This window comes from Solidesulfovibrio carbinolicus (assembly GCF_004135975.1).
Classification (GTDB): domain Bacteria; phylum Desulfobacterota; class Desulfovibrionia; order Desulfovibrionales; family Desulfovibrionaceae; genus Solidesulfovibrio; species Solidesulfovibrio carbinolicus.
In genome coordinates this window covers 1,991,354-2,017,205 of sequence record NZ_CP026538.1, presented here as the reverse complement: position 1 = coordinate 2,017,205, position 25,852 = coordinate 1,991,354, and the positions used below count along the sequence as shown (strand labels likewise).

Here is a 25,852-nt window from a genome sequence, read left to right as displayed (position 1 = left end):
GGCCGTCAAATCCTCTCGGACACGCGCCCGTCTCGACAAAACCGCCGCTTGGCTTTACAGCTTTATCGTTTGCCGACACAGGGAGGAGGCATGGCCAAGATTCTCGTCATCGACGACGACACGCACATCCGCGAAGTCTGCAAGCTGGTCATCGAAGGCATGGGCCACGAGGTGACGGCCATGCCCAACCTGGCCAAGGGCCTCGACGCCTTGGACCGCGAATTTTACGACGTCCTCTACCTCGACGTCGACCTGCCCGACGGCAACGGGCTTATCGCCATCCCCAAGATCACCGAACGCGAACGCGCCCCGGAAGTCATCATCTTCACCGGCGCGAGCTACCCCAACGGCGCGGAACTGGCCATCAAGAACGGGGCCTGGGACTACATCGAAAAGCCGGCCACGGCCGAGTCCATGACCCTGCCGCTCATTCGCGCCCTGCAGTACCGCAAGGAAAAATTCGCCCACCGCCCGCCCACCGTGGCGCTCAAGCGCGAGGGCATCATCGGCGGCAGCCCGCGCGTTGCCAGCTGTCTTGATCTGGTGGCCCAGGCCGCCAACTCCGACGCCAACACGCTCATTACCGGCGAGACCGGCACCGGCAAGGAACTGTTTGCCCGGGCCATCCACGACAACAGCGAACGGGCCGACGGGCCTTTTGTTGTGGTCGATTGCTCCAGCCTCACCGAAACGCTTATTGAATCGGTGCTCTTTGGCCATGCCAAGGGGGCCTTTACCGGGGCGGAAAAAAAGCAGGAAGGCCTCATCAAGCAGGCCGACAAAGGCACGCTGTTTCTGGACGAAGTGGGCGAGCTGCCCTTTTCCCAGCAAAAGGCTTTTTTACGCGTGCTCCAGGAGCACCGCTTTCGGCCGGTGGGAGCCAAGGAAGAGGAAACCAGCGATTTCCGGCTGGTGGCCGCCACGAATAAAGACCTCGAAGCCCTGGTCGCGGCCGGCGAATTCCGCAACGATCTGCTCTTTCGCCTGCGCACCATGCACATCAACATTCCGGCCCTGCGGCTTCGCGGCGAGGACATCCGGGGCTTGGCCATCCATTACATGAACGCCTTTTGCACGAAGTACAAAGTGCCGCTCAAGGGCTTTTCCCCGGAGTTCCTGGACAGCCTGGAAGAGTACGACTGGCCGGGCAACGTGCGCGAACTGGTCAACCTCATGGAAAACATCATCGTGCGCGCCCAGTACGAGCCCACGCTGTATCCCAAGCATCTGCCGCCGGAAATCCGCATCCGCATCATGAGCGGGCGGGTCAAGGACACCCCGGTCACGGTCCAGGACGTCGAGATGCTGCCCGTGGCCGAAGGGGGCGGAGCCGCCCCGGAACTGGTGTTGACGTCCTTCGACGAATACAAAAAGGATGTGGAGCACCGCTATTTCAAGCTCCTCATGCAGACCGCCGGCGGCGACATCCACCGGGCCTGCGAACTGTCCGAGCTTGGCAAGCAGAGCCTGTACCGCTACCTGCGCATCCACGGCATTCCGACCAGGACCTAGGGTCGTGCCCGGTCCAGGGTCATTGAAAATTGTGTTTCATACAGCAGTCTTTCGCGCACACTGCCGTTTTGGGAGAGACACGGCTCGACGCGCCTGACGATTTGCCTCAAGGCCGCGACCGGAACAGTCGGGCCGCCCGGGTCATAACCAGCCGCCCCGCCGCGAACGTCCTAGGAGCCGCCATGACCGCCGTCTTCGCCTACATCACAGCCCCAAGCGTCGAGGAAGCCGAACGCCTCGGGGCCGCCCTGGTCGAGGAACGCCTGGCCGCCTGCGCCAATATTTTCCCGGCGATGCGTTCCGTCTACCGCTGGAAAGGGGCCATCGAGAAAGCCGATGAGGCCGTGCTCGTGGCCAAGACCCGGCAGTCCCTGGCCCAGGCGCTCATCGCCCGGGTCAAGGAACTGCATCCCTACGAGGTGCCCTGCGTGGTCACCCTGCCCATCACCGACGGGCTGCCCGATTTCCTGCGCTGGATCGACGACGAAACCGCGCCCCAACCGACTAACCCCGCATGAAGGAGACACGCCCCATGCGCATCCTCGTCTCGGGCTCCCTGGCCTATGACCGCATCATGAGCTTTCCGGGCAGCTTTGCCGACCATATCCTGCCCGACAAGATCCATATCTTAAATGTCTGCTTCCTGGTCGAAGGCCTGGAAGAGAAGTTCGGCGGCACGGCCGGCAACATCGCCTATTGCCTGCGCCTTTTGGGCGAAGCCCCGACCATCGTGGCCACCGCCGGCAAGGACTTCGCCGCCTACGAGGCCTGGCTGCGCCACTGCGGCATCGCCATCGACGGCATCCGCCGGGTCAACGGCGAATTCACGGCCGGGGCCTACATCACCACCGACAAGGCCGACAACCAGATCACCGGGTTTAATCCCGGGGCCATGAAGCACCGGGCCGACTATCCCGTGGACGAAGCCGATCCGGCCCAAACCATCGCCATCGTCGCCCCCGGCAACCTCGAGGACATGCAGGACTTCCCCCGCCGCTACAAGGCCAAGGGCATCCCCTGCATGATCGACCCCGGCCAGAACATCACCGCCTTTAGCGGCGACCAGTTGGCCGAGATGCTCACCGGCGCGACCTACCTCATCTCCAACGACTACGAGCTGGAGCTGATCCAGAATTCCACCAAGCTCACCCAGGCCGAGATCGTGGAGCGCGCCGGGACCGTCATCACCACCCTGGGCGAGAAGGGATCGATCATCCGCCAGAAAGGTACCGAAATCGCCGTCCCGCCCTGCCCCGTGGCCGAGGTTAAGGACCCCACCGGCGCGGGCGACGCCTTCCGCGCCGGCTTCGTCAAGGGCCTGGCCCTGGGCAAGTCCCTGGACGTCGCCGCCCGTCTTGGTTCGGTGTCGGCCGCCTATGCCGTGGAAAAGCACGGCACCCAGGAACACGCCTTCACCTGGCAGGAATTTACTGACCGCTACGCCGCCGCCTTCGGCCCCTTGAAGTAGCCGCCCGCCCACCTTCGCCGTCCCGCCGGGGGCGGCCGTCCGCCCCCGGCTGCAAGGAATTTCCGCCCATGCCCCGCATCGCTTCCGAAGACGACTTTCTGGCCCTCATGGACGCCCACTTCCCGCGCCAGGCCGCTGGCGTGGAGCTGCCGCGCGGCGACGACGCCGCCGTGGTCGCCGTGCCGCCGCGCCTGTGCGTCACCTCCGACCTCTTTGTCGAGGACGTGCATTTTCGGCGCTCGTACTTCACCCCGGCCGAGGTCGGGGCCAAGTCCCTGGCCGTCAACTTGAGCGACGTGGCCGCCATGGGTGCAACGCCCACGGGCTTCGTGCTGGGGATCGTGTGTCCCGACGACGCCGACCGCAACTACTGGGACGCGTTCCTGGCCGGCATGGCCGCCCTGGCCGCCAGCCACGACGTGCCCCTGGTCGGGGGCGATCTGTCGCGCGGCGACAAAATCGCCGTGTCCGTCACGGTCTGGGGCGCGCCCGGGGCCTCCGGGCGCTTCCTCACCCGGGCCACGGGAAATCCCGGCGACATCCTCGTGGCCGTGGGCGAGCTGGGGCTGGCCCGGGTCGGGCTGGCGGTCCTGGAAAAGCACGGGCGCGCCGCCCTGGCCGACTGGCCGGCGGCCACGGCCGCCCACCTTGCCCCCGTGCCGCGCCTGGCCGAGGGGCTGGCCCTGGCCGGGCAGCCCGGCGTCACGTCCTGCATGGACGTCTCCGACGGCCTGGCCCGGGATCTGCCGCGCCTGCTGCCGGACGGCTGCGGGGCCGACCTCTTTTTCCCGCCGGGGGGCCTGCACCCGGAAGTTACGGCCCACGCCGCCGGCCATGGCCGCCCGCCCGAAAAGGTCGCCTTTTTCGGCGGCGAGGACTACGCCCTGCTGGCCACGGTCGCGCCGCCCGCCCTGGCCGCCCTGCGCGCCGCCGTGCCTGCCGCCAGGCCCATCGGGGCTATCGCGGCCAAGCCCGGCTACACGCTTAACGGCTCACCCATAAACGAGCGCGGCTTCGACCACTTCGGCTAACGCGCCATGGGACAACTTCTTTTCGGCGCGGTCATCATCAGCTTCTCGGCTGTGTTCGTGAAGCTGGCCGGCGTCCCGCCGGCTGTGTCGGCCTTTTACCGCCTGCTTTTTGGCGGGCTGACCCTGCTTGGGCTGCTCGGCGCCACCGGCAACCTCGCCGCCGCCCGCCGCGCCCTGGCTTGGCCGGCCTTGGCCTGCGCCGTGTTTTTCAGCGCCGATCTGCTGTGCTGGCACGCCAGCATCAATTATATCGGCCCGGGGCTGGCCACCCTGGTCGGCAATTTCCAGGTGTTTCTTGTCACCATCGTGGCCGCCGTCACGGCCCGGCGCGTCCCAAAACCGGGCTTCCTGGCCGGCATGGCCGTGGCCGTGGCCGGGCTGTACCTCGTGGTCGGCCGGGGTTTTGCCGGCCAGACCCCGGAGTTTCGCCTGGGCGTGGGCTACGGCCTGGCCACGGCCGTGTTCTACGGGCTTTTCATCCTGACGCTCAAAAAGGCCGTCACCAACCAGGGCCGGGCCGGCCCCATGGCGGCCATGGCCGTGCTGTCCCTGGCCGGGGCCACTCTGCTCGGCCCGGTGGTCGTCCTTGGCGGCGACTCCCTGGCCCTGCCCACGGCCGCAAGCGTCTGGGCGCTTGTGGGCCTTGGCGTCATCGGCCAAGGCATCGGCTGGCTGGCCATCTCCCACGGCCTGGCCGGGGCGCGGCCGGCCCTGGCCGGACTGGTCTTGCTGCTCCAGCCCACCCTGTCCTATGTCTGGGACGTGCTCTTTTTCGCCAAACCCACCGGCCCGGTCGAACTGGCTGGCGTAGCCCTGGCCCTGGCCGGCATCTATGTCGGCTCCACCCAAAGGAGCTGAGGCCGCAGACCATAGGAGGCTGACAATGGACATGGCCCTTTACGCCGTCGGCGTGGTGCGTTCTGTACTGACCGACAAGGCCACCGCTCCCAAGTTCGAGACGGAAAACGCCCCGCCGGCCACGGTCGTCCTGGACCCGGCCTACGCCGAGGCGGCCAAGGATCTGGCCCCGGGCCAGGAGATCCTGCTTTTCACCTGGTTCCACCAGGCCGACCGCGCCTGCCAGGCCGTGCATCCCCGCCGCGACCTCTCCCGGCCCCTGACCGGCGTTTTCTCCACCCGCTCCCCGGACCGGCCCAACCCCATCGGCCTGCATCAGGTGCGCCTGACCGCCGTTGCGGGCAACGTGCTGACCATCGACGCCCTGGAGGCCCTGGACGGCACGCCCGTGATCGACATCAAGCCCCTGGCCGACCGGTGTCAGGCGGGTTAGACCGCGACCCTGCGGCGACCGCTGGCTTTTTTTGCGCCAGGGCCTTGCATTTCCGGGCGCAAATGCCGTAGTTTCACAGGCATAACTTTACGCCCGCTTTCACAAGGAGTCTGCTCATGCCCAAAAAAGAACCCATCCGGAAAGTCAACGCCGTTGTTTGCGCCTATTTCGTCCACACCGGTCATCTGACCAAGGAAGAGGCCAAGGAAATGTCCGGACTCGGGGACGACGCTTTCGAAGAGGCCTACGGCAAGGCCGGCAACATCTTCGCCAAGATCGGCTCGGAGCCGGACAACGGCGTCAACAAGCTGTTCAATCACCTGGCCCACGAGGTCGATGAATACATGAAGCACATCAGCGGCTACGGCATCGCCTAGACCGTTTTTGCTTTTCCCCGGCCGCTTTCCCGTGGCGGCCGGGGTTTTCCTTGCCTTGCGCTTCCACAACCCTTTTCAATGACGGCATATTCCGTTACAGGCAGCCCTTATTCCTTCCATCAAGGAGCCTGCCATGCCGTCACTGTCGTTTCTGCTGGCCTACCTCGCTTTCGGCGCCGTCGCCGGCATCATCGCCGGCCTGCTCGGGGTGGGCGGCGGCATTGTCGTGGTCCCGGCCCTGTTCTGGTTTTTTACCGCCCAGGGATTCTCCCAGGAACTCATCATGCAGATGGCTCTCGGCACGTCGCTGGCCGCCATCATGTTCACCTCGATCTCCAGCCTTCGCGCCCACCATCGCCGGGGCGCGGTGGTGTGGCCCATCGTCAAGGCCATCACCCCGGGCATCCTGGTCGGCACGTTCTTGGGCTCCTGCGTGGCGGCCAAGCTTTCCACGGGCTTTCTCAAGGGCTTTTTCGTGGCCTTTCTCTATTACGTCTCCATCCAGATGCTGCTCAACATCAAGCCCAAGGCCCACCGCCAGATTCCGGGCAAGTTCGGCATGTTCGGGGCCGGGCTGGCCATCGGGGCGGTGTCGAGTCTGGTCGGCATCGGCGGCGGCACCATGTCGGTGCCGTTTATGGTCTGGTGCAACGTGGCCATGCACACGGCGGTGGGCACTTCGGCCGCCATCGGCTTCCCCATCGCCCTGGCCGGAACCATCGGGTACATCATAAACGGCCTTGGCGCGCCCAACCTGCCGTCGCTGTCCTTTGGCTACATTTATCTGCCGGCCCTTTTCGGCGTGGCGGCGGTGAGCGTGCTGACCGCCCCCTACGGTGCCAAGCTGGCCCACAAGCTGCCGGTGGCGACGCTCAAGCGCTTTTTCGCCGTGTTCCTGCTGGCCATGGCCACCCGGATGCTTTGGAGCATGTTCTAAACCGCCGCTTCCCAGGAAACCGCCATGTTGCAGCCTTTGTTCGGCCTTTGCGTCATCTTGCTCGTCGCCGGCCTTATAAGCGAACGTAAGGGCGTCATCCCCTGGCGCATGTGCCTCGGCGGCCTGGCCTTGCAGTTCGTACTGGCCGCGCTCATGCTCAAGGCCCCGTTTTTGCGCGGCGTGTTCATGGCGCTCAACGCCGTGGTGGCGGCCATGGACGAAGCCACACGGGCCGGCACGGCCTTCGTCTTCGGCTTTGTCGGCGGCGGCCCGGCCCCTTTTGCCGTCACCGACCCGGGCTCGGCCTTCATCCTGGGGTTCCAGGCCCTGCCGCTGGTCATCGTCATCGCCGCCCTGGCCTCGCTGCTCTACTATTGGCGCGTCCTGCCCTATGTGGTGCGAGGCTTTTCGCTGATCCTTGAACGGGCCATGGGCATCGGCGGTGTACTGGGCGTGGGGGCCGGGGGCTGCATCTTCCTCGGCATGATCGAAGCGCCGCTTCTCATCCGCCCCTACATGGAGCGCATCACCCGTAGCGAACTCTTCGCCATGATGGCCACGGGCATGTCCTGCATCGCCGGCACCATGCTCATGCTCTACGCCACGGTCTTGAAAGGCATCATCCCCGACGCGTTGGGCCATATCCTCACCGCCTCGGTCATCCACGCCCCGGCGGCGCTTTTAATCGCCGGCCTCATGCTGCCGGAAACCAAGGAACCGACCCTTGGCCGCAAGATTCCCAAATCCCCGGCCTCGGGCAGCATGGACGCCGTGGTTTCGGGTACGGCCGACGGGCTCAAGCTCTTTTGGAGCATCATCGCCACGCTGCTGGTCTTCGTGGCCTTGGTGAAGCTGGCCAACATCCTGCTCGGCGCGCTGCCAGACGTCGCCGACGCGCCGCTCACCCTGGAGCGGATGCTCGGCGTGGCCATGGCTCCGGCCGCCTGGCTCATCGGCGTGCCCTGGGCCGAGGCGGCCACGGCCGGCTCGCTTCTGGGCACCAAGATCGTGCTCAACGAATTCATTGCCTTTATCGACATGGCCAAACTGCCGCCGGACGCCCTTTCCGAACACGCCCGACTCATCCTGACCTATGCCATGTGCAGTTTCGCCAATTGCGGGTCGGTGGGCATCTTGCTGGCCGGCATGACGGCCATCTGTCCCTCGCGCAAGGCCGAGATCACGGCCCTGGGCGGCCGGGCGCTGATTGGCGGCGTGCTGGCCTCGTTGTCCACGGGCGCGGTGGTGGGGATCTTGGCGGCGTTTTAAGCCTGGTCAGTTCTTGCGGGGAGAGGCCAAGGAGCGGGCGTCAACGGCGTTAACCTTCCTCGGAATGGGACGGGGAAGGAGCCGCCCCGCCCTTTTCGGCCACATGCAGCCCCACCAGCCGGGCCATGAAAAAGACCAGATAAAACTGGCCGCAAATGCCTTCCAGGATGGCCAAGGTGCGAGCCATCGGGGAAATCGGCACCACGTCGCCGTATCCGGTGGTCAACAGGGTCACATAGCTGAAAAACAGCAGCAGACTGTCGCGATGACGCAGCGACAAATCCCGGCCGTGGACCGTGAAGTCGAAGGCCAGGGGGTCGAACTGCGCGGCCAGGGTATACAATATGAGCCACAGCGCGCCCATGAAAAGGTAGACGCACAGCCCGCCAAGCACCGTGTCCAGATCCACCCGGCGCTGCCGCGACAGGTAGTTGACCATCTCCACGGCCGTGGACAGGATGACCATGGCCCCAAGCAGGCTGACCGCCACATCCAGATACCAATCCGGGAAGCTGTATTTGAGGACCACCGCCGCGGAGCAAATCAACGCCAACAGGCTGTTGAACCGGCGCAACGGCGTATGGTTGACGGCTCCAAGCGCCGCCAGCAGGATAGCCAGAAACAGGAAATCCTGCAGGATCAGCGAAGCCGCGCCGACGACAAAAGGCGAGGCCACGATCTGAAACAGCAACGCGGCCAACAGCCAATGAAAGCGTTTGCCGGACTGCGGCAGCACCGTGGCTATGTGGGGCGTGATGGTGGGCATGGAACGCTCCTATTGCGGTGGCCGGGTTTCCCCGGACAGCCTCGCCCGATGGCGTCCCGTGTCCCAGCAAGGTTGGGGCCGCAGGCGGCGATAATTTCGGCGAGTATCCCACGACGCTAGCGAGGTCTCCCGCCGGAAGCAATACTCAGACCAGGGCCGCGCCGCTAAGCAGCATGACAAACCGCTTGTAGAGGTCGAGATCGAAAGAGCCGGCCATTTCGTGGCGCATGATGCGCAGGGCCTCGAAGGGCGTGACCGCGTCGGCGTAGCAGCGCCGGGAGGTCAGGGCGTCGTAGACGTCGGCCAGGGACACGGCCCGGGCGTGCACCGGGATGGCCTCGCCGGAAAGCCCGGACGGATACCCTCTGCCGTCGAGTTTTTCGTGGTGCATGAGAATGCACTCCTGGGCCAGACGCGACAGCCCAAGGCTACGGCAAAGCCGCGCCCCGAGGACCGGATGTTCCCGCACGGCGTCGAACTCCTCCCGGGAAAGCCGACCCGGCTTGGTCAAAATGGCTGGGTCCACGCCCTCCTTGCCGGCGTCATGGAGCAGCGCCCCGACCCCGGCCTGGACGATGGCCCCCTGGGGCAGGCCCAGGGAACGCAGCAGATAGACCGTGTACACAAAAACGTGCACGCCATGGCTGTAGACGTCGTAATCATGGGCCATCAGCGCCCCCATGCGGGCCAGACCCGCCTCGGAGCACAAAAAGGCCACGCTGTCCCGGGCATAGCCGACAAACAGCCGGCCATGGACGTCGGAAACGGCCTGGGGAAGACGTTCACGGATGAGGTCGCGCACGATGTCGCAGCAATTGTGGTAGAAAACGGCGGCCTTTTCGGCGATGGGCAGATGCGGCCCCATAAGCGCCCCGGGCAGATGGCGGCGCATGTAGTCCCGGTAGCGCTCCCGCTCATCGCGGTGGATGTAGACCGTGCGCACGCCGTAATCGGCGAGCATTTCGCGGCGCAGCCCGGTGACCGCCTCGCCGACCCTGGCAAACAGGGTAAGATTGTCGCCATGGCGCAAAAAAACCTGGAAATCCCCCGGCGCATGGGGGAAAAGATGGCCCACGGGAATGGGCTGGTACTCGCCGTCCGGATCACCGGGAGACGGCAGCGGCGTGGAAGGCAACATCATGGGTTTGACTTTGTTACAATTGCAGCGTCAAACACCGCGCCCTGATCAGGCCTAGCCCAGGCTGAGACATGCATTCCATTGAAATAACATGTTATTTTAAACATCAGCCATATTTCCTGGCGTTGGGGTCCACTTTACTCCCCAGGGCTAGCAAAACCCGGACCCAAAACGGAGGGAATGCCATGTGCGGACGATTCGCCTTGGCCGTGCCGCGCCGGCTCCTAGCCGAAGCCCTGGGCGTGCCGGACCTGCCCGATGTCCCGTCTCGGCCGGAAATCTTCCCTTCCCAGCTCATTGAAGCCGTGTTCACGGCCCGGGAATCGGGCCGGCGCATGGCCGGGCTTTTTCGGTGGGGATTCGTGCCGGTTTTCCTGGCCGATTCGACCAAAACCCGGCCCATGATCAACGCGCGCAGCGAGACGGCCTTGACCTTGCCGTCCTTTCGCGCCGCCGCCCGCTACCGCCGCTGCCTGGTCCCGGCCAGCGGCTATTTCGAATGGCGCGGCGACGCCGGCGGACGCAAGACCAGATTTTTCCTGAGCATCCCGGGCCGGCCGGTGCTGGCCCTGGGCGCGCTCTACGAGCGGGCCGTCACCGCCGCCGGCGAGGTCAAGGACACCGTCGCCATCCTCACCCGGCCGGCGGTTGGGGCGGCGGCCTCGGTCCACGACCGCATGCCGCTCATTGTCCCGCCGGCAGCCATGGCCGACTGGCTGGACCCGCTCCGCTCGGCCCCGGCCGACGTCGCCCCCCTGCTCGCCCTGGAACCGCCGCCGGGGCTGGTCGCCAGCGCCGGCCCGGGCCAGCCCACCCAACTCGTCTTGTAAAAAGGACGCGGCCCGTCGCCCCCTCTGGACAAAGGGGAACCAACAGGCGCGTCAGGCAGGGGACGTGGCGGTCAGGAATCGGCAGCCGTGTAGACTTCGAAAGGCGCGGTAAAACGAAAAACGCTGCCCCGGCCCGGTTCGCTTTCCACGGCAAGTTCGCCGCCCATGGCGGCGGCCAGCTTGCCGGCAATGGCCAACCCCAGGCCCGCGCCGCCATGGCGCCTGGTCTTGCTGCCGTCCACCTGGCGAAACGGTTCAAAGATGGATTCGATCTGGTCGGGGGACAAGCCGATGCCGGTGTCATGCACAGCCAGACTCACCCAAACCATTGCCTGGGCGTCACGGGACGCGGCCAAGGAAGGCTGGGCCTCGGCCACGATTTCGATGGCCCCGGCGTCGGTGAACTTCACGGCGTTACTGACCAGAGCGGCCAGGATCTGACGCAAGCCGCCGCCGTCGCCGACCACGAGTTCCGGCGTTGACGGCTGCGCGCGCCAGGACAGATGCAGGCCCTTTTGCATGGCCGCGCCGGCAAAGGAAGCGGCCACGCCCTCGATCAGGTTGACCAGGGAAAACGCCGCGCGCCGGCTGACCACGTCTCCGGCGTCGAGCCGGGCGAAATCCAGAACATTTTCCAGCAATGCCGCCAGGGCGCGCCCGGAGTCTTTGAGAGTCTCAAGCATCTCCTGCTGCTGCGGGTCGGTAAGCCCGGCCGACAGCACCTCGGCCATGCCCAGGATGCCGTTTAAGGGCGTGCGTATCTCGTGGGACATGTTGTCCATGAATTCGCGTTTGAGGCGCTCGGCGGCCCGGGTCGCCTCCTCGGCCAGCCGGCGCTCGGTGACGTCTTCCATAAGCCAGATGGAGCCGTCCTGGGGCCTGGCGGCATCCAGAACCTGGCCGATGATGCGGCACCAGAACTCCGTGCCGTCGTGGCGGCGCATGACGCGCACCACATCCACCCGCTCGCCCGCTCCCAGCGCCGGATAGTAGTGCCGGCCAAAGCTCTCGTAGGCCTCGGCGTCGGGATAAAAATCCGCCGTCGGCAAGCCAACCGCCTGACCTGGCTCCAAGGCATAGAGCTGATGAAAACGGGGGTTGGCCCGGCGCACGATGCGGTCCGTGACAAAGGCAATGCCGATGGGGCTGTTTTCGAAGATGCAATTGAGGCTTCGGTGCGACTCTTCCAAGGCTTTTTCCGCTTTGAGCCGTTTGGCGGCTTGGCGGCGCAACTCCTCGTTGGTGCGGCGCAACTCCTTTTCCCGGTCGATGGCGTCGCGTTCCAGAACGGCCACCGCCCGGCGGTTTTGATCTTCGGCGGCTTTGCTGGCGGTGATGTTGCGGGCGACGCAGAAAATGCCTTCCACCGCGCCGTCCGTCCCCAGAACAGGGGATTTGAGCACTTGGAGCCAGACCGAGCGGTCGCCGCGCTCAACAACATATTCAAACGTCTGGGAGCGGCGGGAAGCAAGCACGGCCAGATCGGCCTGGCGATGCCGTCTGGCGCTTGGCTGCGGAAAGGCTTCATCATCGGTTCGACCCAGTATATCCGAGGCATCGATGCCGAAAAGCGAACAAAACGAATGGTTGGCATACCGATAGATCAGCCCGGAATCCTTGTAAAAAAAAAGATCCGGAGAAGCGTCGGCCATGGCCCCAAAGAGCGCCGGATCGGCCCGGGCGGCAACAGGATCCCACATTGCTTCAATCTAGACGATCCTGGTTTGAAAAGCCAGGGCGTACGGCACGGTTTCCAGGGTTTTTCCAGGCCTGCGTAACCGAACGCCATTGCCGGGCCAGGGAAAATATGATTATGTCCGGCTCGCAGTTCGCGGTCCTGTCATGGCCGCCCAGGAGAATGCATGCGTATACCCGCCGCGTCGGCGTTTTTGGCTCTGTCCCTTTGTTTGTGCGCTCCTGCCGCCTTTGGGCAGCAACAGCCTGCCGCCCCCGCCGGGGACAATCCGGCGACCGCTCCGGCCAAGCCCGCGCCGGCTCCGGCTGCTTCGGCCCGTTCCGATGCGGCCGAAGCCCGCTACCGGAGCTGGGTGGAAAAGGAGCATGCCCAGGATGCGGCTGTGTTCGCCAAGGAAAAGACCAAGATCGAAGACAAGTATAAAGGGTACGTACGCCCCAAGCGCGAGAAAAAGGACGCCAAGGGTGAGCAAGCCGCGCCGCCGGCCAAGGGCAATTGACGGAATTTCACAGGTTCTAGGAAGCCGGCTCTTGCCGGCATAGGCTACTTATTTGCTATCGACAAAAAGAGCGCCTCTGGTGCTCTTTTTTTTGTCCGAGGGGGAGTGATCATGGGGAACATCATTTTTCGCTATCTTGATTATTGCAAATATGAGAAGGGCGTGAGCGACAATACGCTGAAGGCCTACAAATACGATATAGCTCTTTTGGAGAATCATATCAAAACAACATACGGCTTGGACATGACCAAGACAACCAAAGAGCACATACGAAAGTACTTTGCATCACTACAAATCAACAACAAGCCAAAGACAATCAAAAGAAAATTAATAGCTATAAAATTGTTTTTTAAGTATTTAAAAGAATCGAAATTAACAAAACAATCCCCCATGCAGAACTTGAAAATTTCAACAAAACGAGAAAAGACACTTCCTCGCGTCATAACAAAGACTGATCTCAACAAACTCATGGATTTCATGCACACAAAAAGAAACGACTCCGAAAAGAATGCTAAGAGTTACAAGAGGTTCATCCGCGACCTGTGTATTATTGAACTACTATTTTCAACAGGGATGCGAGTATCTGAAATATCAAATCTAACAAATGATCAAATCAGCATTGAGAGCGAAGTAATTCACCTTACTGGCAAAGGCAACAAAGACAGAAGAATACCGATCTGTGGAGATCCAACTATAAATGTGATAAATGAATACATAAACATTCACTCAGCCGACACGGAATCCGGAGGTTTCTTTTTTAGAAACCGAGATGGAAACAGGTTGTCAGAGCAATCAATTCGAAATATTACAAAGAAATACATAAAAGAATCGTTCATACTGGCAAATATCACGCCGCACATGTTTCGGCATACGGTCGCCACAATGCTTTTAGAGAACGGCGCGGACATTCGCTTCATCCAGCATTTCCTTGGACACAGCTCCATCACGACGACACAGATTTATGCTCACGTCAGTGAAGAAGCCCAAAGGCGGGTTGTTGCTCGGTGCCACCCCAGGGGAGGGTTTGCAGGATAACTAGGAATTATCATGGAATTACACTATCCCCGTGACATTGCGCGTAGTTGCGAGAATACAATAAGAGAATCCGTTTGCAATTCGAAAGATACTCGCTTTCGAACTAATATTCTATGCACGAGGCGTTAGAAGATAGGGTCATAATCAAGGCGTCAGGACTAAGATCAGAATTGCTATAATCGGTTGTAGCTCAAGACAGCCAAAGTAATATTATATCTCCATTCGTTGGCGGATAAAAACTTAGGTTATAGTGTATGTCTGATGATATGTTGACTTGAGATAGAGTAAGGCAGCATGTGAAAAAACATGCATGGATTTGATATAAGCCAATAAGAAGCAGTAAACTTGTTTTGCAATGAAACGCTCTGAAATAGAATTTTCCACTGTGTTGAATACAGTAGCTGGCTTGTATAGCACGATCATTTGTTGCACGGCTTTGTGATTGGAAATCCATCAGTGTGTTTCGCGTGTTCTGTTCTATTGAGATACGATTTGCGTGCGGAGAAATATACGGATCGGAAGGTGGCGTGTAATCTGTATACGACTAGATCATCAGCGAAGCATAGGATGTATACCCCTCCCAGTGGTGATACCAATGCTTCGTATAAAAAATATTTCTATTTTACCCAAAGGGATTAGTCGCGCCTTTGGATTTCGTGACCTGAATGAATTTACATTTATAGGAAACTTTGGGGTCGTTAAAAAGCAAGTACTCAGAGACTGCGGCATGTTTGACGATGCTTATAAAGTTTATGGATTTGAGGACACCGACCTCATGATGCGTCTCTGCATGAACGGTTGTAGTTCAAAATTGTTATGCGAATTACCGATTAACGTCGTCCATTTGACACATTCAGCAATGACCGAGGCTCCCTTGGTGAACAATGAGGCAGCTTTTGGGGATGTTCAGAAAAATAGAGGGTACTATTTTCAGGTGAATCATTTTTTTGGAGTCTACGAAGGAGATGGACACGCTATTCTTGTACCGTGCGAGACCCTGGAAGCGATGCTAAAATAGCATTCAGTTGATCAACGTAGGTAGTTCCGTTTTTATAATCAATTGAGGACAAAGCCAAACCAGAATACTGAAAAACAAATTCTTTATTTTGTGTGACGATAGAATTTGAATGTACTTTTATCCATGACAGTATTCGAACTCCACTTTCTGGAATGGCAATTTTCCCAAGAGCTGTTATTATGCTCCGAGCTGCATAATAGTTTTTCTCAATCGCAAGTGCATTTTCTAGCGGACTGACAAAACTCGGATCGCCTATTTCCCCGAGTATATCAGAAATATTTTCACGCTGCAAATCAACCGGAGAAGATAACACTTTGGTCAATTGGGCATTAAGCTCATGTGCATTTTCCTTTATGACAAACTCTTCCACCCGTGCTCTTGCCAAGTCCACCCCGGCCACCTTTGGTCTGGACAGGTATTTTATTATCCAGTCGATAGCTTCTTGCTTGATGGAGTCTATTGTAACAAGTTTAAATACAAGATTAATCACTTGATCCAGTTTTTCTCTTTCCGAAAATCCGCCTACTATTTCTTCTCGACTTAAAGCCTGCAATATTTCGCTTTTTATCTCAGATATGTCTTGATACAAAATGAGCATATCTATGTATACGGCTGTAATAGCCCTCGCCATGGGTCTATTCGTCTTGATGTTGTATCCAATTCCATTTCTTATCTTAAAGAAGCACCCCATAATGTCGTGCCAACCAAGAGATGGATCGTGCTTTTTATGGACAAGCGGCAGCAATACTTTGGGGTATTCAACAATCAGTGGTGAAAAAAAATCCTCTATTTCAAAAGAAGCGTTTTCATTGCAAAACAAGTGTCCGTACTGCTGTCTTATTGAAAGCTTTATATCAAATCCATGCATGTATTTTTCAACATGCTGCCTTACTCTATCTACAAGTTCAAACATATCATCAAGACTATACACTATAACCCTAAGATGTTTTATATCCGCCGGAACGAAGTCCATGCTTTGAGATATTAATATTACATTTTGGCTGTCTTTTAGAGCGTGAGACAATCCGAGTTCATAAAAGACGTTTGAATTCTGATCTGTGAGATCGACAACAACAAAATGAGAGCTTATTATTCCTTTGACAATTCTATTGATTATAGCACCTTCTTGATCTTCTAGGTCGACCCTCGTGCAGTAGAATCCTATTTTCTTTAGTTCTTGTAATATAGAAGAGTATACCTTTCGAAACTTGTCTTTAAACGGCATTAAAAAGAAACAGGTGTTCTTATTGTATTCTCGCCAACTACGCGCAATGTCACGGGGATAGTGTAATTCCATGATAATTCCTAGTTATCCTGCAAATTCATTAATACAAAATCATATACTTCACCAACTATCCGATGTCAATACTCTGCACCCAGAATATATACAAACCTACCAACGGCATAGCGCCTCAGCCATAACCCCGGCCACTTCGCCCAATTCCCCGCACACCGGTATACCGGCCCGGGCCAGGCAGGCCAGCTTGGCCGCCACGCCGCCAGGCCGCTCCAAAAGCGCCCCGGCATGGCCCAAGGTGCGGCCCGGCGGCGCGCTTACGCCAGCCACAAAGGCGGCCACCGGCTTGGGATACTTCGTGGCCGCCACGTATTCGGCCAGCTCCTCCTCGGCCGTGCCCCCCACTTCGCCGATGACCATCACCGCCCGCACCCGGGCGTCGTCGCGCACCATCTCGCACAGCTCCACGAACCCCGCCCCGCCGAACGGATCGCCGCCCATGCCGGCGGCCACGGCCTGGCCGATGCCCGCCGCCGTGAGCCGCGAGGCCACCTCGTAGGTGAGCGTGCCGCTTCGGGAAAATATCGCCACAGGGCCGGGCGTGAAGGGTTCGGTGGGCATGATGCCGGCCGAGAACCACTGGCCCGGCAGGATGAGCCCGGGCGTGTTGGGGCCGATCAGCGTCGCTTGCCGCCCGGCCAGGGCGGCAAGCACGGCCAGCATGTCGCGCTGGGGGATGCCGTCGGTAATGCACACGATGCGCGCGACGCCAGCCGCCGCCGCTTCCTCGATGGCGTCGGCCGCGCCGGCGGCCGGCACGAAGATGACGGAGAGCGCGATGTCGTGGCGGGCCATGGCCTGGGCCACGGTGTCGTAGACCGGCAGGCCGTCCACTTCGCTGCCGCCCCGAAACGGCGTCACCCCGGCCACCACCGGCGTGCCGTAGGCCCGCATCCGGCGGGCATGGGCCCGGCCGGCCCGGCCGGTCAGCCCTTGCACCAGCACCCCGCTGTCCGGGCCAAGGTCCAGTAGGCTTGGCAATGGGGGCCGTTTCGGACAGCCGTGGCTGCGAAGCCGCGCCGCTGCGTCCCCTGGCGTCGGCGCCGGGCAGACGCCGGCCAGGACGTCCACCGGCCGCCGCTCACCCGGAGCCACGGCCTCGGCCAGCATGACCACGGCCTGGTCCATGTCCTCGGCCACCCGGACCCGGTTCCCGGGCATAGCGCGCAGCCGTTCCATGCCGGCCTTGGCCGCGTTGCCGGCAAACCGCACCACCACCGGCCGCCCGTCTTCCCCGTCCAGGGCGCAGGCCATGGCCTCGGCCACATCGGCGCAGGACAGGATGCCGCCGTACATGTTGACGCAGCAGGCCTCCACGGCCGGATCGGCAAAAAGCAGATCAAAGGCGACGCGCAGACGCGCGGGGTCGGCCGTGCCGCCGAAGTCGAGGAAATTGGCCGCCGGCAGTCCGGCCGCCTCCAACGCGTCCATGGTGGCCATGGCCAGCCCCGCGCCATTGGCCACCAGCCCCACCCGGCCGGGCAGGCTGACGAAGGACAGCCGGTGCTCGGCGGCCCGGCTCTCGGTAGGGGTGGCGAAGCGGGCGTCGCGGTAGCGAGCCAGGGCCGGGCGCAAGGCGGCCACGTTGTCGTCGATGGTCACCTTGGCGTCCAGGGCCACGAAACGCTCTCCGGCGCAGTAGGCCAGGGGATTGATCTCGGCCAGGAGCAGCCCATTGTCGGCCACGGCCCCGAAAAGCCGCGACAGCAAGGTTTCAAAGGGCGCGTAGGCCTCGGCAGGCAGTTGCAAATGGAAAAACGCCGCCCGGGCTGCATAGGGCGGACAGACAAGGCTTGGCGGCACGTCGATGACGAGAAGCGCCTCGGTGCCGGCCAGGGCTTCCACATCCACCCCGCCCTCCCGGCCGATGGTGAGGCAAAAGCCCTTGCGCCCCCGCGAAACGCCCAGGGACAGATAGAAGGCGCGATCAAAGGGCACCGCCGCCTCCAGGCGCAAAAAAGGCGGCCTGACGCCGCCGAAGGTGCTGGAAAACAGGGTCCTGGCCGCTTCGGGAAGCGCCGAGACGTCGGCCACGGGCAACACGCCGCCCGCCTTGCCCCGGCCGCCGCCGAGCACCTGGGCTTTAAGGAAATACGGTCCGGGAAAAGGCGGCGTGGCCGCCCCGGCGTCGTCCGGTTCCAGGGCGACGCCGGGGGGCACGGCGATGGCGGCTTCGGCCAGCAGTTCCTTGCCGGCGTGTTCGGTCAGCAGCATGTCCCAGGCTCCTTTCGGGTTGGCGCGTCGGGGTTTGACGATGTTCCTTCTTGCCCGCTTTTACGCCAAAACGCCAGCCCCGGGAGCAGAAAGCCGGCTAATCCTCGGTCATGATCTCGGTCAAGTCCATGCGCGCGGCCTGGATGTCGTCGTCGCCGTCCGGGTCCGGCAGGGCAATGGGTTCGCCCAGGCGCTTTTTCGCCTCCTGGTAGCCGAGATTTAAGGCCTTGATGTTGGCGTCACGGATCTTTTCCGGCAGCGATTCCTTGAGGCTTTTGCGCATGGCCTCGATGCGGGCAAAGGGCAGCAGATAAGCCACCGCGCCAAGGGCCACCACGTTGGTGGCCTGGGGCACGCCCACCTTCTCCCGGGCCAGGCGCGTAAAGGGCAGGGCCAGGGCCACGCTGGACGGGCTTTGGCGCACCAGATCAGCGTCGATAAGCAGCGCCCCGCGCGGCTTGAGGTACGAATAATAGCTGGCCGCAGCCTCCTGGGACAGGGCCACGAGCAGGTCGAGGTATTCGGTCTTGGGATAGCTGATGGGTTCGGAACTGACCACGAGGTCGGCCCGACTGGCCCCGCCCCGGGCCTCGGGGCCGTAGCTCTGGGTCTGGGTGACGTAGTAGCTGTGGCCGATGGCCAGAGCCTGGCCGAGCAGCTTGCCCATGGTCAGGATGCCCTGACCGCCCAGGCCCGACAGCCGGATCTCGTAGCGGGCCAGGGCCTGCCCGTTACCGTTGCCGTTGCCGTTGCCGTTGGCCGCCTTGGCCGCAGCCGCCTTGGCGGGCTTGGCCGCAGTCTTGTCCTTGGGCGCGCCGGTCATGCCGCACCTCCCTTCTTGGCGGCAAGGGCCTGCCGCATGTTCGCCCAGCGCGTCTCCAGGCCGTCCACGTCGCGGCGCACGAACGTCCCGATGGGGAGCTTGCCCGTGCGGTCCTCAAGCTTTTCGTAGCGATCCACCGGCAGACAGGAGGACTTGAGCCACTTGAACATCTCCACGGCGCTTTTAAAGCCGTTGCCGCGTCCGTACTGGGTGAAGCACGGAGTGAGCGCCTCGACGAGGTTGAAGCCCGGGCGCGAGATGGCTTCGGCCATCAGGGCGTCGAGTTCCTTGACGTGGTAGACCGTGCCCCGGGACACGCCGGCCGCGCCGGCCGCCCTGGTCAGCTCCACGATGTCGAAGGCGCTTTCCAGCTGCCCCTGGGGGCAGGTGTGGGAATAGGCCCCTTCGGGGGTGGTGGAGGAGCACTGGCCGCCGGTCATGCCGTAGATGAAGTTGTTGAGCACCAAGGCCGTGACGCCGATGTTGCGCCGGGCGGCGTGGATCAGATGGTTGCCGCCGATGGAGAAGGCGTCGCCGTCGCCCATGACCGCGATGACGGTGAGCTTGGGGTTGGCCATCTTGATGCCGGTGGCCACGGTGAGCGCCCGGCCGTGGGTGGTGTGGACGGTGTTGAAGTCGACGTAGGCGGCGATGCGGCCCGAGCAGCCGATGCCGGCCACGATGACCACGTCGTCCTTGGGCAGGCCCAGGGCGTGGACGCTGCGCACCAGCGACCCCAGCACGATGCCGTGGCCGCACCCCGGACAGAAGACCAGCGGAAACTTCTTGTTGTGCCGCAGGTACTGATGGATGAGTTGGGTTATTTCAGCCATGTCACGCGATCTCCTTGAGGATCTGGGAGGGCGTAATGATCTGCCCGTCGATGCGGTTGATCGTGCGCACGGTGGTGTAGCCTTCGTTGACCCGTTTGACCTCCCGGGAGAGCTGGCCCATGTTGAGTTCGGGCACCACGGCCAGCCGGCAGTTGCGCAGCATCGGCTCCACATGGCGGCGCGGGAAGGGGTACAGGGTCTTGAGCACCAAAAGGCCGGCCCGCACCCCGGCTTCCCGGGCCTGATTGACGGCCAGCCGGGCCGAGCGGGCCACGCAGCCGTAGGCGATGACCACCACCTCGGCGTCGGCCGTATCGACATGCTCCACGATCTGGATGTCCTCGAAGAAGCGGTCGATCTTGCGGAACTGGCGTTCGGTGAGCGCGCGCACCTCTTCGGGGCGGCTGGTGGGGAAGCCCAGCGGATCGTGGGTGAGGCCAGTAACATGAAAGCGGTAGCCCGAGCCGATGGGCGGCATGGGCGGCACGCCGCGCATGGTCTCCTCGTAGGGCTTGTACCACTCGGGCGGCATGGTCGGGGTCAGGCGGGAGAACACCTCGAAGTCCCCGGGTTCGGGCAGCTCGATCTTTTCCCGGGTGTGGGCGGTGATTTCATCGAGGAGCAGGATGACCGGGCTGCGGTACTTCTCGGCGAAATTAAACGCGGCGACGGTCATCTCCACGCACTCGGGCACGTCGGTGGCCGAGAGCACGATGATGGGATGGTCGCCATGCGCCCCCCATCGGGCCTGCTGGACGTCGCCCTGGCCGGGGCTTGTCGGCAGGCCGGTGCTGGCCCCGCCGCGCATGACGTTGACGAGCACCAGCGGCGTCTCGGTCATGGCGGCGTAGCCGATCTGCTCCTGCATGAGCGAAAAGCCCGGGCCGGAGGTGGCGGTCATGGCCTTGCGCCCGGCCAGGGACGCACCGATGACCGCGCCCATGGAGGCGATTTCGTCCTCCATCTGGATAAAGGCCCCGTCGGGCACATGGGGCAGGCGCCTGGCCATGCACTCCATGATTTCCGTGGAAGGCGTGATGGGGTAGCCGGCGTAGAAGGTGCAGCCGGCGGCCAGCGCTCCTTCCACCACGGCCTCGTTGCCAAGGAGAAAGGCTTCGCGGCGTTTCTTGCGGGGGGCGGTCACGGCTTGACCTCCTTGGCGGCGGGTTGTTCGGCCGGGTCCTTCACCGTTTCCGATGGACACGGCGTCTGGTCGGTTTCGCCCGGGATGACCAGGACGGCGAAATCCGGGCAATGCGGCTCGCAAAAACCGCAGTTGACGCAGGCTTCCTCGTTTACGACACGGGCCTTGCCGTCCTGGCCCACGGCAAAGACCTTTTTGGGGCAAAACGCGGCGCATATGCCGCAGCCCTTGCACCAGTCCGGATAGACAACGACACGATTGCGTCCCATGTTCGACTCGCTTTTGCGGTGGCCGGTTACGCGGTGAAAAAGTGTCGGAATCATTGACGCGAATGACGAAAATTGGCAACCGTTACCGACGATTATTTTTTTGCTCGACGAAATTGGAAAATTTTCATAGGGCGGTAAAACTTTTTCCGGAGGTCGACGTTATGGTTTCAAAAGGCCGTTCGAGTTGGCTGCGGGCGATCCTCGCCCTGTGCTGCGTTCTGGCCGCAACCCTGGGTGGCGTATCCGCCGCCTGGGCCAAGGGAGGCAATCCTGTGGTCAAATTGACGACCAACAAAGGCGATATCGTCATCGAGCTGGACAAGGAAAAGGCCCCGGCCACCACGGCCAATTTCCTGAACTACGTGAAAAAGGGCCACTACGACGGCCTGATCTTTCACCGGGTCATAAACGGCTTCATGGTCCAGGGCGGCGGCATGGACAAGAACATGAAGGAAAAGGGCACCGACGCCCCGATCCAGAACGAAGCCGACAACGGGCTCAAGAACAAGGCCTACACCGTGGCCATGGCCCGCACCGGCGATCCGCATTCGGCCACGGCCCAGTTCTTCATCAACGTGGCCGACAACGGCTTCCTGGACCACACCGGCAAGAACCCGCAGGGTTGGGGCTACGCCGTTTTCGGCAAGGTCACCTCGGGCCAGGAAGTGGTGGACGCCATCAAGGCCGTGCCGACCATGACCAAAGGCTTCCACGAGAACGTGCCGGTCGTCCCGGTGGTGATCGAGAAGGCCGAGGTGGTGAGCGAGTAACGCTCCCCTGCCCCAGGGCATTGCAAGCCGCTCCGGACGCCGGGGCGGCTTTTTTTTACGAAGTTTTCGGCCCGCCTGGGCCAGGGTCGCCATTTACCCAAGTGTGAACACCATTCTTACAGACAACCATTGTCCACTAATACCCTTGTCAGCCCTTTTTAGGGGGCTCGCCCCTTGAAATTGAAAAAAAATGGCGCGGGCGGTAAAAACTTGTTGACGGTCCCGGGGTCTTTCCGTAGATACCTCCTTCTCGGCGCGCCCGTAGCTCAGCTGGATAGAGTGCCGGACTACGAATCCGTAGGTCGCAGGTTCGAATCCTGCCGGGCGCACCAAATCTTTCAAGGGGTTACCAGAAATGGTGACCCCTTCTTCGTTTCCATTCTTAACAATTGCTCTGGCTACCATTTTCCGGGATAAGGAGACGGGAAACCTTCGTTTCCAGGATTGTCCGGTCCAGGGCGCAATGGTCGATTCGCCCCCTCTCAAGAGTCCCGGAGACGTTTGTACGCACCCCGCCACCTACCCCAATCGTGGCTAACAGCAGTTGGCGCAGCCGGAGCGCACCAGCCACCAGCCAGCGTCAAGAGCGTGGCAATGCCGGGGCCGAAGTGATATGCGCACAGCATGAACCACTTCTTTGCCGCCATCGTGCTGGCCTTGTCCCTGGCAACGCCTGCCCTGGCCGGCAACACCTCCGCCATATACGGTTCCCAGGGCCAGTACCAAGGGCGCATCGTTCAACATCCTGGCAACAACTCAGCCAAGGTCTTTGACGCACAGGGGCGCTATCAGGGGCGGATCGTCACCCAGCCAGACGGCAGCAGCAGGCTCTACAACTCCACCGGAAAATACCTCGGACGCTCACAGCCACAGGGGTTGCCAGCTGATCCGAAAGGAAACCAGGAAAGGCAATAACGCCCCATGACCCACTGTTTGATCCTCTGACGTGGCTGGAATCACGTTGAGAAATGTCCAGCCCCCGGCCATGGCATTGCCGTTCAAAGGATATGGACGGAAACAAACAGGATGACAGGCCTGCGACATATCCTCCCTGGGACGCTGCCCAAGACGAAGACGGCGGCGGCAATGGGATCTTCCAGGAGAAGTTGTCAAAGGCCCAGCGTCGCCAATATCCGTCGAGGGGGATTACCCCGACGCCGCCGCATGGATTGCCTGGCTCCCGCCGTAACTTTCACACACATCCCACCGTGTCGGGGGGGGGGAGGGCCTCACAGGCCCCCAAGCGCCCCAGAGAGGCCCGTTCCGACGCAAGACAACACAAATTACAGGTTAGGGAGAAAACTGCAGCGGCAAAGAAATTAGCCGCCAAGAAGAGTCACCCAATGCTAGCAACGTCGTCTCGGCCCCTTTGAAGGCCAATGGTCCGCGCAGACGAATGCTGCGCGCCCCGGACTCATCAGAGGTCACGGTGGGGCGGCTATCCTATGGCGGGGGAATGACGTCTATGCGGACGCCTGGGTGTCGTCGCTCGGCGTGGCAGGCATGGGGACCGGCATCACCTGTTCCCATCCCGTTGGTTCATGCTCGGCCACCCACAAATCATGGGCCTGTTGCAGATTCAGCCACAAGGCGGGCGTCGTGCCGAAGGCCCGGGAGAGACGCAGCGACATGTCAGGCGTCACCCCGGCCCGCTCATTGACGATATTGGAGAGCGTCTTGCGCGAGACGCCGAGAACCGCCGCAAGCTGCGTCACGGTGAGGCCCATGAAGTTGCGGGCGGTCAGCCCATGCGGCATTTCCCGGGCCTCGGCCAGCGCCTTGAACATTGCTACCTCGGAAAACGTTTCCGGCAGCAGTGGCCCCTTGCCCTCGGCGAGTTCAGCCAGTTGCCGGGCCTTCGTGGGTAGCGCCTGAACCATCTCAACCATTTCCCATATGGATTTCTGGGCGTCACGGATGATCAATTCAGCGCCACGGCTGGGCATTTCTTCGGCCTTGAGGCCATCGGCTATAAATGACAGGCGGTCCGTGAAATCCCGGTGGTAGTCCGTCAACCAGTCAACACCCTGCACCACTTCTTCGCCGAGCTTGCCACCTGGTATTCCTTTTCGGCCATGGTCTAGACCTCCTGCCGAAAGCTAAAGTCGCCGCACCAGCTATCAGCCAGCACTTCGGGCCACACGCCCACAGGCCCTTGCCCGCCAACAATCTGCCCAGCTACGATCCACGGCGACCGTTTGTGGCAGGCGTTGTCAAACCTCCATCGGCAGATGGCACACCGGGTCCGCTTGCCGGTCTTCTGGCCGAGCTTTAAGGCCGTCTCAGTCATGGCCGTACCTCCTTTTCAGGTCGGTTGTGATAGGCCCTGGCCGGTGCTGGTACCACCGACCGGGGCCGCATTATATGGACCGCCCCCTTCAGGCGGTTTCCTCCATGGCGACGATCATTCCCCGGCGGTCGCGTGACGGGGCTTCCCTGATAACCGTCTATGGCCCGCAGGAGTTGCGCAACCCCCTTGGGGTCAATGATGGCTGGCCGGTTCGTGGCTCGGCAGGGAGCAAGCGCCCCTCGCAAGTCCGCGCCGACATTTCTCTCGGCAATGCCCGTGGAGATGGCGAAGGTAAAAAACCGCCTCGCAGTATTGGCGCAGGCGCTTGGCTGTCTCGTGATTGCCCTTGGCCTCGATCTCCCGAAGCGTGGGCAGGATGGCGGGGGCGCGTAGCGTGGAAATGGGGATTTTGCCGAAGGCGGGGAAAAGATGCTGTTCGATGCGCCCCAGGACTTTGGCGGCGTGGCCTTCGCTCCAAACCTTGACCTGTTTGGCGTGCCAATCCCGGGCGACCACCTCAAAGGTATTTGCGTCTTCGGTGGCCTGGGCTTTTGCCTCGGCTTTTCCGTCCTGGCGCGGCTTGCTCGGGTCAATGCCGTTGGCAATGAGCTTACGGGCTTCGTCGCGGCGCTCCCGGGCATCCTTGAGGGACACGTCGGGATAGACGCCAAGGGAGATTCTTTTTTCCTTGCCCCCATGGCGATACTTGAGACGCCACCACTTGCCTCCAGCAGGGGCAACTTCCAGATATAGGCCGCCGCCGTCGAACAGCTTAACGGCCTTGGAACCCGGTTTTGCGTTGCGTACAGCGGTATCTGTGAGCATTGGGGGCAACGCCCTTGGGGGCAACCGCCCCCGCTCTTCGTTGCCCCCAGAAATACCGGATGTCAACGGACGTAAAAAGACGAAGCCGGACGATCTCTCGCCCGGCTTCGTTAATCTTCCCAGGTGTTTGCGGTCTTTATCGGACCTCCCTGGACTCTAATATGGTGCCGAAGGGGGGACTCGGCACCCTCGGAACCAAAACCAGAAGTAACAGCCTGATTTTATATGGCTTCAAAAATAATTATTCAAAATTCGTCCTGCCCTTGACCTATCAGTTTGACCCATCTTCCACAACCCCAACAGTACGGCCATCACGTCGGTTCGAGTCCCTGGTCGTCTCAGGCCATCCACATGGGTCCGACGCCTCAGCGTCCCTGTACCCCTTCATTGAGACCGCCAAGACCAACGACCTGGAGCCTTACCGCTATCTGCGCCACTTTCTCCGCCCAGCGCTAGGCCCTCCTGCCGCAGCATCTAGATCCCCAGAGCTTAATCATCACGGCTTAAGCTTATCCCGATA

26 protein-coding genes and 1 tRNA gene are annotated in these 25,852 nt (G+C 61.6%); 16 read left to right on the top strand and 11 right to left on the bottom strand.

Annotated elements, in window-relative coordinates; genetic code table 11:
* Positions 1–90 precede the first annotated feature (90 nt).
* The 9 genes from C3Y92_RS08925 (at position 91) to C3Y92_RS08885 (ending at position 7,885) form a co-directional block, all read left to right on the top strand.
* Positions 91–1,512 carry a sigma-54-dependent transcriptional regulator gene (locus C3Y92_RS08925; RefSeq protein ID WP_129351777.1) on the top strand — a complete coding sequence of 474 codons (1,422 nt, stop codon included), beginning with the start codon at positions 91–93 and terminating at the stop codon, positions 1,510–1,512.
* 182 nt (positions 1,513–1,694) lie between these two features.
* Entirely contained in the window at positions 1,695–2,030 is a 336-nt protein-coding gene (gene cutA / locus C3Y92_RS08920; protein ID WP_129351775.1) for a divalent-cation tolerance protein CutA, read from the top strand.
* A 14-nt stretch (positions 2,031–2,044) separates the two neighbouring features.
* Positions 2,045–2,980, top strand: coding sequence for a carbohydrate kinase family protein (locus tag C3Y92_RS08915; protein ID WP_129351773.1), 936 nt, complete (start codon positions 2,045–2,047; stop codon positions 2,978–2,980).
* A 68-nt stretch (positions 2,981–3,048) separates the two neighbouring features.
* Complete coding sequence (thiL, locus tag C3Y92_RS08910) at positions 3,049–4,011, top strand: thiamine-phosphate kinase (protein ID WP_129351771.1); 963 nt, start codon at positions 3,049–3,051, stop codon at positions 4,009–4,011.
* Positions 4,012–4,017: 6 nt separating this feature from the next.
* Positions 4,018–4,869 (top strand): DMT family transporter, encoded by an 852-nt coding sequence (locus C3Y92_RS08905; protein ID WP_129351769.1) that lies wholly within the window; start codon positions 4,018–4,020, stop codon positions 4,867–4,869.
* 25 nt (positions 4,870–4,894) lie between these two features.
* Positions 4,895–5,302: a tRNA (N6-threonylcarbamoyladenosine(37)-N6)-methyltransferase TrmO gene (gene tsaA / locus C3Y92_RS08900; protein ID WP_129351767.1), complete on the top strand. Its 408-nt coding sequence runs from the start codon at positions 4,895–4,897 to the stop codon at positions 5,300–5,302.
* A gap of 116 nt (positions 5,303–5,418) precedes the next feature.
* Positions 5,419–5,679: a hypothetical protein gene (locus tag C3Y92_RS08895; RefSeq protein WP_129351765.1), complete on the top strand. Its 261-nt coding sequence runs from the start codon at positions 5,419–5,421 to the stop codon at positions 5,677–5,679.
* Between the two features lie 133 nt (positions 5,680–5,812).
* Complete coding sequence (locus C3Y92_RS08890; protein ID WP_129351763.1) at positions 5,813–6,616, top strand: sulfite exporter TauE/SafE family protein; 804 nt, start codon at positions 5,813–5,815, stop codon at positions 6,614–6,616.
* Positions 6,617–6,640: 24 nt separating this feature from the next.
* Entirely contained in the window at positions 6,641–7,885 is a 1,245-nt protein-coding gene (locus C3Y92_RS08885; protein ID WP_129351761.1) for a NupC/NupG family nucleoside CNT transporter, read from the top strand.
* 49 nt (positions 7,886–7,934) lie between these two features.
* On the opposite strand, the gene C3Y92_RS08880 is transcribed toward C3Y92_RS08885, so the two are convergent.
* Both C3Y92_RS08880 and C3Y92_RS08875 read right to left on the bottom strand, forming a co-directional pair.
* On the bottom strand, positions 7,935–8,651 hold the full coding sequence (locus tag C3Y92_RS08880) for a potassium channel family protein (RefSeq protein ID WP_129351759.1): 717 nt from the start codon (positions 8,649–8,651) through the stop codon (positions 7,935–7,937).
* A gap of 145 nt (positions 8,652–8,796) precedes the next feature.
* Positions 8,797–9,792, bottom strand: a complete 996-nt coding sequence (locus C3Y92_RS08875) for an HD-GYP domain-containing protein (RefSeq protein ID WP_129351757.1) — start codon at positions 9,790–9,792, stop codon at positions 8,797–8,799.
* Between the two features lie 182 nt (positions 9,793–9,974).
* Here C3Y92_RS08875 and C3Y92_RS08870 point away from each other — a divergent pair, with 182 nt between their 5' ends.
* The gene (locus C3Y92_RS08870; protein WP_129351755.1) at positions 9,975–10,619 is read left to right on the top strand and encodes an SOS response-associated peptidase; all 645 of its coding nucleotides are present in this window, start codon (positions 9,975–9,977) and stop codon (positions 10,617–10,619) included.
* 71 nt (positions 10,620–10,690) lie between these two features.
* On the opposite strand, the gene C3Y92_RS08865 is transcribed toward C3Y92_RS08870, so the two are convergent.
* Positions 10,691–12,319 carry a PAS domain-containing sensor histidine kinase gene (locus tag C3Y92_RS08865; protein WP_129351753.1) on the bottom strand — a complete coding sequence of 543 codons (1,629 nt, stop codon included), beginning with the start codon at positions 12,317–12,319 and terminating at the stop codon, positions 10,691–10,693.
* 162 nt (positions 12,320–12,481) lie between these two features.
* Here C3Y92_RS08865 and C3Y92_RS08860 point away from each other — a divergent pair, with 162 nt between their 5' ends.
* The 3 genes from C3Y92_RS08860 to C3Y92_RS08850 all read left to right on the top strand — a co-directional run bounded on the left by C3Y92_RS08860 (position 12,482) and on the right by C3Y92_RS08850 (position 14,867).
* Complete coding sequence (locus C3Y92_RS08860) at positions 12,482–12,814, top strand: hypothetical protein (protein WP_129351751.1); 333 nt, start codon at positions 12,482–12,484, stop codon at positions 12,812–12,814.
* A 111-nt stretch (positions 12,815–12,925) separates the two neighbouring features.
* Complete coding sequence (locus tag C3Y92_RS08855; protein ID WP_129351749.1) at positions 12,926–13,849, top strand: tyrosine-type recombinase/integrase; 924 nt, start codon at positions 12,926–12,928, stop codon at positions 13,847–13,849.
* Positions 13,850–14,444: 595 nt separating this feature from the next.
* On the top strand, positions 14,445–14,867 hold the full coding sequence (locus tag C3Y92_RS08850) for a hypothetical protein (RefSeq protein ID WP_129351747.1): 423 nt from the start codon (positions 14,445–14,447) through the stop codon (positions 14,865–14,867).
* Here C3Y92_RS08850 and C3Y92_RS08845 read toward each other — a convergent pair.
* The 6 genes from C3Y92_RS08845 to C3Y92_RS08820 form a co-directional block, all read right to left on the bottom strand.
* The gene (locus C3Y92_RS08845; RefSeq protein WP_129351745.1) at positions 14,824–16,164 is read right to left on the bottom strand and encodes a HEAT repeat domain-containing protein; all 1,341 of its coding nucleotides are present in this window, start codon (positions 16,162–16,164) and stop codon (positions 14,824–14,826) included. The two genes, C3Y92_RS08850 and C3Y92_RS08845, sit on opposite strands and share 44 nt — an antisense overlap.
* A gap of 96 nt (positions 16,165–16,260) precedes the next feature.
* Positions 16,261–18,378, bottom strand: coding sequence for an ATP-grasp domain-containing protein (locus C3Y92_RS08840; protein WP_129351743.1), 2,118 nt, complete (start codon positions 18,376–18,378; stop codon positions 16,261–16,263).
* Between the two features lie 97 nt (positions 18,379–18,475).
* Positions 18,476–19,201 (bottom strand): 2-oxoacid:acceptor oxidoreductase family protein, encoded by a 726-nt coding sequence (locus C3Y92_RS08835; protein WP_207214036.1) that lies wholly within the window; start codon positions 19,199–19,201, stop codon positions 18,476–18,478.
* A complete protein-coding gene (locus C3Y92_RS08830; protein ID WP_129351741.1) occupies positions 19,198–20,034 on the bottom strand; it encodes a 2-oxoacid:ferredoxin oxidoreductase subunit beta in 837 nt (278 codons plus the stop codon). The genes C3Y92_RS08835 and C3Y92_RS08830 overlap by 4 nt, the downstream gene beginning before the upstream one ends.
* A gap of 1 nt (position 20,035) precedes the next feature.
* Positions 20,036–21,178, bottom strand: a complete 1,143-nt coding sequence (locus tag C3Y92_RS08825) for a 2-oxoacid:acceptor oxidoreductase subunit alpha (protein WP_129351739.1) — start codon at positions 21,176–21,178, stop codon at positions 20,036–20,038.
* Positions 21,175–21,447, bottom strand: a complete 273-nt coding sequence (locus C3Y92_RS08820; protein WP_235669663.1) for a 4Fe-4S dicluster domain-containing protein — start codon at positions 21,445–21,447, stop codon at positions 21,175–21,177. Before C3Y92_RS08820 ends, C3Y92_RS08825 begins: the two co-directional genes overlap by 4 nt.
* A 161-nt stretch (positions 21,448–21,608) precedes the next feature.
* Here C3Y92_RS08820 and C3Y92_RS08815 point away from each other — a divergent pair, with 161 nt between their 5' ends.
* The 3 genes from C3Y92_RS08815 to C3Y92_RS08805 all read left to right on the top strand — a co-directional run bounded on the left by C3Y92_RS08815 (position 21,609) and on the right by C3Y92_RS08805 (position 23,132).
* A complete protein-coding gene (locus tag C3Y92_RS08815) occupies positions 21,609–22,217 on the top strand; it encodes a peptidylprolyl isomerase (RefSeq protein ID WP_043600357.1) in 609 nt (202 codons plus the stop codon).
* A gap of 255 nt (positions 22,218–22,472) precedes the next feature.
* A tRNA-Arg gene (locus C3Y92_RS08810) sits at positions 22,473–22,549 on the top strand.
* Between the two features lie 292 nt (positions 22,550–22,841).
* Positions 22,842–23,132 (top strand): hypothetical protein, encoded by a 291-nt coding sequence (locus C3Y92_RS08805; RefSeq protein ID WP_129351735.1) that lies wholly within the window; start codon positions 22,842–22,844, stop codon positions 23,130–23,132.
* 548 nt (positions 23,133–23,680) lie between these two features.
* Here C3Y92_RS08805 and C3Y92_RS21765 read toward each other — a convergent pair.
* Positions 23,681–24,232, bottom strand: coding sequence for a HigA family addiction module antitoxin (locus tag C3Y92_RS21765; protein WP_235669662.1), 552 nt, complete (start codon positions 24,230–24,232; stop codon positions 23,681–23,683).
* A gap of 467 nt (positions 24,233–24,699) precedes the next feature.
* Positions 24,700–25,332, bottom strand: coding sequence for a tyrosine-type recombinase/integrase (locus C3Y92_RS08790; RefSeq protein ID WP_235669661.1), 633 nt, complete (start codon positions 25,330–25,332; stop codon positions 24,700–24,702).
* Positions 25,333–25,852: the final 520 nt, after the last annotated feature.

Coding starts and splice junctions, on each gene's coding strand:
- C3Y92_RS08905 (WP_129351769.1), top strand. CDS start 4,018: ATGGGACAACTTCTTTTCGGCGCGGTCATCATCAGCTTCTCGGCTGTG.
- C3Y92_RS08860 (WP_129351751.1), top strand. CDS start 12,482: ATGCGTATACCCGCCGCGTCGGCGTTTTTGGCTCTGTCCCTTTGTTTG.
- C3Y92_RS08790 (WP_235669661.1), bottom strand. CDS start 25,332: ATGCTCACAGATACCGCTGTACGCAACGCAAAACCGGGTTCCAAGGCC.
- tsaA (WP_129351767.1), top strand. CDS start 4,895: ATGGACATGGCCCTTTACGCCGTCGGCGTGGTGCGTTCTGTACTGACC.
- C3Y92_RS08875 (WP_129351757.1), bottom strand. CDS start 9,792: ATGATGTTGCCTTCCACGCCGCTGCCGTCTCCCGGTGATCCGGACGGC.
- C3Y92_RS08915 (WP_129351773.1), top strand. CDS start 2,045: ATGCGCATCCTCGTCTCGGGCTCCCTGGCCTATGACCGCATCATGAGC.
- C3Y92_RS08890 (WP_129351763.1), top strand. CDS start 5,813: ATGCCGTCACTGTCGTTTCTGCTGGCCTACCTCGCTTTCGGCGCCGTC.
- C3Y92_RS08805 (WP_129351735.1), top strand. CDS start 22,842: ATGAACCACTTCTTTGCCGCCATCGTGCTGGCCTTGTCCCTGGCAACG.
- thiL (WP_129351771.1), top strand. CDS start 3,049: ATGCCCCGCATCGCTTCCGAAGACGACTTTCTGGCCCTCATGGACGCC.
- C3Y92_RS08870 (WP_129351755.1), top strand. CDS start 9,975: ATGTGCGGACGATTCGCCTTGGCCGTGCCGCGCCGGCTCCTAGCCGAA.
- C3Y92_RS08855 (WP_129351749.1), top strand. CDS start 12,926: ATGGGGAACATCATTTTTCGCTATCTTGATTATTGCAAATATGAGAAG.
- C3Y92_RS08850 (WP_129351747.1), top strand. CDS start 14,445: ATGCTTCGTATAAAAAATATTTCTATTTTACCCAAAGGGATTAGTCGC.
- C3Y92_RS08885 (WP_129351761.1), top strand. CDS start 6,641: ATGTTGCAGCCTTTGTTCGGCCTTTGCGTCATCTTGCTCGTCGCCGGC.
- cutA (WP_129351775.1), top strand. CDS start 1,695: ATGACCGCCGTCTTCGCCTACATCACAGCCCCAAGCGTCGAGGAAGCC.
- C3Y92_RS08895 (WP_129351765.1), top strand. CDS start 5,419: ATGCCCAAAAAAGAACCCATCCGGAAAGTCAACGCCGTTGTTTGCGCC.
- C3Y92_RS08830 (WP_129351741.1), bottom strand. CDS start 20,034: ATGGCTGAAATAACCCAACTCATCCATCAGTACCTGCGGCACAACAAG.
- C3Y92_RS08845 (WP_129351745.1), bottom strand. CDS start 16,164: ATGGAATTACACTATCCCCGTGACATTGCGCGTAGTTGGCGAGAATAC.
- C3Y92_RS08835 (WP_207214036.1), bottom strand. CDS start 19,201: ATGACCGGCGCGCCCAAGGACAAGACTGCGGCCAAGCCCGCCAAGGCG.
- C3Y92_RS08880 (WP_129351759.1), bottom strand. CDS start 8,651: ATGCCCACCATCACGCCCCACATAGCCACGGTGCTGCCGCAGTCCGGC.
- C3Y92_RS08815 (WP_043600357.1), top strand. CDS start 21,609: ATGGTTTCAAAAGGCCGTTCGAGTTGGCTGCGGGCGATCCTCGCCCTG.
- C3Y92_RS08840 (WP_129351743.1), bottom strand. CDS start 18,378: ATGCTGCTGACCGAACACGCCGGCAAGGAACTGCTGGCCGAAGCCGCC.
- C3Y92_RS08865 (WP_129351753.1), bottom strand. CDS start 12,319: ATGTGGGATCCTGTTGCCGCCCGGGCCGATCCGGCGCTCTTTGGGGCC.
- C3Y92_RS08925 (WP_129351777.1), top strand. CDS start 91: ATGGCCAAGATTCTCGTCATCGACGACGACACGCACATCCGCGAAGTC.
- C3Y92_RS08820 (WP_235669663.1), bottom strand. CDS start 21,447: ATGGGACGCAATCGTGTCGTTGTCTATCCGGACTGGTGCAAGGGCTGC.